We start from the raw sequence: 6,418 nt of genomic DNA on the forward strand, positions 1-6,418 counted from the left end.
ATGCAAAGGAGACAAAATCATGTTTAATGAAACTTATAAATTATCAAATGGTGTAGAAATTCCAAAATTAGGTCTTGGTACCTGGCTGCTTGATGATGCACAGGCAGCACAGGCAGTGCGTGATGCGGTATCGATCGGATATCGTCATATCGATACTGCTCAGGCTTATATGAATGAAACTGGTGTAGGCGAAGGAATCCGTTCCTGCGGTGTCACAAGAGAAGAATTTTTCATCACGACAAAGGTTGCAGCAGAAGCAAAGACCTATGATGCAGCTGCTCTGTCCATTGATGAGTCTTTAGCAAAATTGGGACTGGATTACATTGACCTTTTGATTATCCACAGTCCACAGCCCTGGAAGGAGTTCCGTGAGGAGAACCGTTACTTCGAGGAAAACAAAGAAGTATGGAAAGCGATGGAGGATGCTTATAAGACAGGCAAGGTAAAGGCAATTGGTCTTTCTAACTTCCTTCAGGATGATGTAGAGAATATTCTTGCAAGCTGTGAGATCAAGCCTATGGTAAATCAGATATTGGCACATGTGAGCAATACTCCTTTTGAACTAATTGAATTCTGCCAGAAGAATGACATCCTGGTAGAGGCATATTCGCCAATTGCACACGGAGCAGTTCTCGATAATGCAGAGGTAAAGGTAATAGCTGATAAGTATGGAGTATCTGTAGCCCAGCTTTGCCTGCGTTATGATATTCAGCTTGGTCTTGTAGTAATACCTAAGACGGCAAATCTGGATCACATGAGAAACAATGCAGAACTTGATTTTGCAATCAGCGATGCAGATATAGAGACTTTGAAGAATGTAGAGCAAATCCAGAATTATGGTGAGCATAGCTTCTTCCCGGTATTTGGTGGGAATTTAAAATAAACCAGATACTAAATGAAGGTCGGACAAAAACCTGCTTGTAAGTTGGTTAATAAAAATAAAATTTATCGGAGGAATTAAAATGGCAAAACATGAAGAGGTAAAAAACGGTGTTATTTTCCCAGCAGGAGAAAAAAATCCATTTTCACAATTTTTCGTAGGACAAAGTTATCTTAAAGGATTAGTTTTTGATCCTAAAATAAGTGTCGGTGTTGGGAATGTCACTTTTGAACCGGGATGCCGTAATAACTGGCATATCCATCTTGATGGATATCAAATTTTACTAGTAACTGGCGGGGAAGGTTGGTACCAAGAGGAAGGAAAACCTGCTCAATTATTAAAAGCTGGTGATGTTATTGTTACTCATGATGGTGTGAAACACTGGCATGGTGCCACAAAAGATAGCTGGTTTGTACACATTGCAATCACTGCAGGTACACCGGAATGGTTAGAACCTGTCGATGACGAAACGTATAATAAATTATAATAATTAAGTTAACGCATCGGGTCTAATGATTCGATGCGTTAATTTATGTTGATCATTTAAACCAAGGGCTGAAACGGTATTGGAAAAACGTGTGATTGAAAATAATATTTCCGTTACCTTAAGCCAAAAAGTTTTTTATAATAATCCACAATTTTAATTGATTTGTTGATTAATCAACGAACTGCGTTAATTTAACCATTGAATGCAATCAGTTTCTCTTAAGGAAAGGGATTATGGGTTTATAATTTGCTGCTCATAGGTTTCTTTCAATCGCTTAATATCCTCTTTAGGCGGTAGACCAAACATCCTAGAGTATTCTCTGCTGAATTGAGATGGACTTTCGTAGCCGACTCGGAATGCAGCATCGGTGGCATCTGTTGACTCGGATAATAACAGGCGACGAGCCTCCTGTAGCCTTAGTTGTTTTTGAAACTGAATAGGACTCATTGCTGTTACCTCTTTAAAGTGCCTATGAAAGGAAGAAACACTCATGTTCGCAATTTCTGCAAGATCATCAATCCGAAAAGACTGGTCATAGTTTTTCATGATATGTTCAATAACATCCCCAATTAGATGAGCTGAACTTCCTTCTAGCCCTATTTGCCCTAATGTAACTCCATGCTGCCCCTGTAAAACCCTATAGATAATTTCCTTTGTAATAAGAGGTGCAAGAACCGGTATATCGTTGGGAGTTTTCAGCAAATGTACTAACCTGGTTACAGCGTCCAACAAAGAATCCTCGATTTGGCTTACATACATGCCTCTTCTGGCATTTTCTTTTGGGTTAACTGTAAGGTGTGAATCCTGTAATACCTCCAATATTTGGTTTTGCGTAAATTCAAGTTTGAGTGCCAAATACGGATTTTCAGAAGAAGCTTCCGTAACTATACCGGTAACTGGCAAGTTCACGGATGCCACAAGGTAATTTGCAGGACCGTACACATAGGTCTCCTGTGCCAGTAATACCTCCTTCCTACCTTGAACGATTATACATAAGGAGGGCATGTAAACTCCGTAAGCTGGACCTGTAACATCAGAGAACCGAGAGAATGATAAAGAAGATATAGCAGTCTCATGAGCCCCATCCTTACCTGTGTACCTCTCAATAATTTGGGTGAGTTCCGAACGCCGTTTGTCGATTTGTTTGGACATAAAAACCTCCTGTGTCCCAGTATTTTATAGTTCCATATTAATACATATTCCTCCGAAGTGTTAGTGGTGTGAAAGGATTAGGCAATGATTTGATAGGAATGATATAAGGGTTTCCTGTTTTTTTATTGCATAATAAGGGAGTTAAAAGTTTTCTATACATCTTGACTGGGAGGAGTTGAATCATCATGAAAAAGCGTAAATTAGGAAAGGCTGAATTGGAGGTTTCCTCCATAGATCTTGGTTGCATGGGAATGAGCCATGGGTACGGGCCTGCCTCGGACAAGCAAGAGATGATTACGCTTATTCATAAGGCTCTTGACCGGGGTATTACTTTCTTCGATACGGCCGAAGTATATGGTCCGTTTGTCAATGAGGAATTGGTAGGGGAAGCCCTTGCTCTTTTTAAGGGTAAAGTGGTTATCGCGACTAAATTTGGCATCCAGATAATTAATGGCAAGCAGGTGCTTGATAGTAAGCCGGAATGTATTAGGCAGTCAATCGAAGGCTCGCTTAAACGCCTTAAAGTCGATACCATTGATCTTTACTATCAGCATCGGGTGGACCCAAGTGTTCCAATTGAAGAGGTAGCAGGAGTAATCCAAGACCTAATCAAGGAAGGGAAAATTAAGCATTGGGGACTTTCTGAAGCAGGAGTGGAAACGATTCGCCGTGCACACTCAGTTCATCCACTGACTGCGGTTCAAAGTGAATACTCAATGATGTGGAGAAGCCCTGAAGACGACTTGTTGCCTACCCTTGAGGAGCTGGGAATCGGCTTTGTTCCTTTCAGTCCGTTGGGCAAGGGATTCCTTACCGGCACAATTAAAAAGGATGCAAGGTTTGTCAGTTCAGATTTCCGCAGCATTGTTCCTCGCTTCAAACCTGAGAATATCGAGGCAAATCAGGTATTAGTTGATTTGATAAACAAGGTTGCTGTTGAAAAAGACGCAACGCCCGCTCAAATTGCACTTGCGTGGGTTCTTGCTCAGAAGCCATGGATTGTTCCGATTCCAGGCACGCGAAAGTTGGAGCGTCTCGAAGAAAACCTTGGGGCGGTTGATATTGAACTGAATCGTGAAGAGCTCAAAGATTTAAATGATGCCTTATCGAATATTGATGTCTCGGGAGAACGCTATCCGGCTGAATATGCAAATAGGGTAGGGAAATAATTTACGATAAACACAGGAGGATTTTATATGCAAAAAGTAACGTTAAATAATGGTGTAGAGATGCCAATCCTTGGCTTTGGGGTTTTTCAGATTCAGGATGAAGATGAATGTGAGCAGGCCGTTTACGATGCGATTTTGGCGGGATATCGTCTGATTGATACTGCAGCGTCTTATTTAAATGAAGCAGCAGTAGGAAGAGCAATCAAGCGTAGCGGTGTACCAAGAGAGGAATTGTTCATCACAACAAAACTTTGGGTTCAGGATACTGGTTATGAAAACACAAAGAAAGCATTAGAAAAATCATTGGAAAGGCTGGAATTGGATTATTTGGATCTATACCTAATCCATCAGCCTTTTGGTGATGTATACGGTTCTTGGCATGCCATGGAGGAATTGTACCGTGAAGGAAAAATCAGGGCAATTGGAGTAAGTAACTTCCATTCTGACCGCCTGATTGATCTGATTATCCATAATGAAGTTGTTCCAGCGATTAACCAGGTTGAAACACATGTGTTCAATCAGCAGATTGAAAGTCATGCCTTTATGAAAGAGAACAATGTACAAATAGAGTCTTGGGGGCCATTTGCCGAAGGAAAAAACAACATGTTCCAGAACGAAATTCTGGTATCCATAGGCGAAAAGTATAATAAATCTGTTGCTCAGGTGGTTTTACGTTGGCTGACGCAAAGAGGAGTTGTTGTGATTCCAAAGTCTGTCCGTAAAGAAAGAATCGTCGAAAACTTCAACATCTTTGACTTTGAATTAAGCCGAGAAGATATGGACCAAATCGCCACTTTAGATACAAAAGAGAGCTTATTCTTTTCACACAGGGACCCTGAAATGGTGAAATGGATCGGTACCCGTAAACTAGATATATAATGTTATTTTTCATAGTTACAAAAAGTCGATTTCCTTCAAGGAACATCGGCTTTTTTATGGATAACAATTTAATAACTTTTATTTTGTGAAGGGTTACACTTAAACTAACGGGGTGCTTTACTTCAATAAGGAGTAGAGCTTTTTTTTGTTCCCTAAAGGGGCAGGTTGCTCTAGAAAGAGAGGATTTCTGAAAATAATTATAGAAAGAATTATTAAGTGAAAGGGAGGGAAATGTAATGTGGAAGAAAAGTGTAATACAAACACCGAGAGGAATTTTTGAACTTTTTACACAAGGACACGGAGAGCCTATATGTGTTACTCATCTATATAGTGAGTTTAATGAGTTAGGTAATTATTTTGCCGACACACTGGTCAATGATTTTAAGGTATACTTAGTAAATTTAAAAGAGGCGGGAAATTCTTGTAAAGCAAAAACAGACAAAGAACTAAGTATGAAAGAAACAGTTAAAGATTTAGAGTCGATAAGAGAAGCATTAGGTTTTAAAAAGTGGAACTTTGCTGGTCACTCCACTGGGGGAATGTTAGGATTAGTTTATTCATTTGTCTACCCTGATTCACTTACAAAGTTATTGGTTGGTGGTGCAACAGCAACCAATAAATATATGGAACACGAAGGTAGTATGTACAGCCCAAATAGCCCTTTAAATAAACAATTAAAGAGTATTTTTTCGATATTACAATCATCCACTTCCACGAGCGAAGAACGAAAAAATGCAAGCAGACAATGGACAAGTATGTCACTTTACAAGCCTGAGAAATGGGATGAATACTTTTCCAAGCCCAGTAGTGGTAGAGTGATCCAAAAGAGATTAGATTATTACTCCTATAAAGAGTTACCAGACTATGACATTATTAGTGAACTTAGGGAAGTTAAATTACCTACTTTTATTTACTGTGGAAAATATGATACCCAATGCCCATTGATATTTTCAGAAGAAATTAATTCGATTTTAAAGAATTCCAGATTATATGTCTTTGAAAGCAGTAATCACTCTCCGTTTTTAGAAGAAAAACAAAAATTCGCATGTATGATTTCTGATTTTAAGGCACTAACAATGAACCACAGTTGTTAAAGACATCACTTGGAGATTTGAAATATTGGTTACTCATATTATTTTAAGTTTGTGAAAAAATGTTCTTGAATTAACTTGGGCTTATGTTAAAGGTGGGATGGCTGCGGCGATCCCTTTTCTTGTTCAACAAACGGGGCAGGTTAGCTTAAGAACAACTTTGACTCAAAGGGAGTTCCGAAATGGGGGAATATGATGAAAACTAATATTTGGAGCCGAATAAGACAAAAGTTTGGCAGAAGGGTTTATCATAGGTATCCCCTTGTTTTGGAGACCAAAACTGATGGGTTTATCTATGGCGAAATAACTGACCATTTTGATTTTGATGAAGAAGAAGGATGTACATTTGGAGATGGCTTTGTTCAGGCTCCGAACGGTTCAAGAGCAGGGTTAATTTGGGATGTAAGTGAAAAGCCCTATTAAACACTTGTATAGAACCAGAAGATGATAGATGGGGTGTTTACAATGTTGGGTTTGTGAAGCCAATAAAAACAATGGACGATTTAATATTTAATTTCAAAACAGTTCTTCCGTTGATTAAGGAAGCCTATAACAAAGCAAAACGTGGGAAGTAGTTCAACTAACGGGGTAGGATAGCTGAAAAAATAAAAAATAAATTAAACCAATTAAAGTACCTCGATATGGTATAATATGATTAAGTTACTTCGCCGTTATTTGTCCAATTGATGGGCTCTTATACGGCTTCTTTTATGTTAAGAATATCTTGTTTTAACTTAAATAACTTAGCTCTTAGCTGTCA

General features: G+C 39.0%; 7 protein-coding genes. 6 read left to right on the forward strand and 1 reads right to left on the reverse strand.

Going from position 1 to position 6,418, the window contains the following annotated elements; translation table 11 throughout:
- The first annotated feature begins 19 nt into the window (after positions 1–19).
- Both G8761_RS04710 and G8761_RS04715 read left to right on the forward strand, forming a co-directional pair.
- Positions 20–883: an aldo/keto reductase gene (locus tag G8761_RS04710; RefSeq protein WP_166024156.1), complete on the forward strand. Its 864-nt coding sequence runs from the start codon at positions 20–22 to the stop codon at positions 881–883.
- Positions 884–962: 79 nt separating this feature from the next.
- Entirely contained in the window at positions 963–1,367 is a 405-nt protein-coding gene (locus G8761_RS04715) for a cupin domain-containing protein (protein WP_166024158.1), read from the forward strand.
- A 231-nt stretch (positions 1,368–1,598) separates the two neighbouring features.
- Here the strand turns inward: G8761_RS04715 and G8761_RS04720 are convergent, their stop codons facing one another.
- A complete protein-coding gene (locus tag G8761_RS04720) occupies positions 1,599–2,519 on the reverse strand; it encodes an AraC family transcriptional regulator (RefSeq protein ID WP_166024160.1) in 921 nt (306 codons plus the stop codon).
- Between the two features lie 185 nt (positions 2,520–2,704).
- On the opposite strand from G8761_RS04720, the gene G8761_RS04725 reads away from it, so the two are divergent.
- The 4 genes from G8761_RS04725 to G8761_RS26995 all read left to right on the forward strand — a co-directional run bounded on the left by G8761_RS04725 (position 2,705) and on the right by G8761_RS26995 (position 6,081).
- Positions 2,705–3,688, forward strand: coding sequence for an aldo/keto reductase (locus tag G8761_RS04725; RefSeq protein ID WP_166024162.1), 984 nt, complete (start codon positions 2,705–2,707; stop codon positions 3,686–3,688).
- A 27-nt stretch (positions 3,689–3,715) separates the two neighbouring features.
- Complete coding sequence (locus G8761_RS04730) at positions 3,716–4,567, forward strand: aldo/keto reductase (protein WP_166024164.1); 852 nt, start codon at positions 3,716–3,718, stop codon at positions 4,565–4,567.
- Positions 4,568–4,803: 236 nt separating this feature from the next.
- The gene (locus G8761_RS04735) at positions 4,804–5,661 is read left to right on the forward strand and encodes an alpha/beta fold hydrolase (RefSeq protein WP_166024166.1); all 858 of its coding nucleotides are present in this window, start codon (positions 4,804–4,806) and stop codon (positions 5,659–5,661) included.
- Positions 5,662–5,853: 192 nt separating this feature from the next.
- Positions 5,854–6,081 carry a hypothetical protein gene (locus G8761_RS26995; protein ID WP_243449886.1) on the forward strand — a complete coding sequence of 76 codons (228 nt, stop codon included), beginning with the start codon at positions 5,854–5,856 and terminating at the stop codon, positions 6,079–6,081.
- Positions 6,082–6,418: the final 337 nt, after the last annotated feature.

The organism is Neobacillus terrae (assembly GCF_011393025.1).
In the GTDB taxonomy this organism is placed as follows: Bacteria; Bacillota; Bacilli; order Bacillales; family Cytobacillaceae; genus Neobacillus_A; species Neobacillus_A terrae.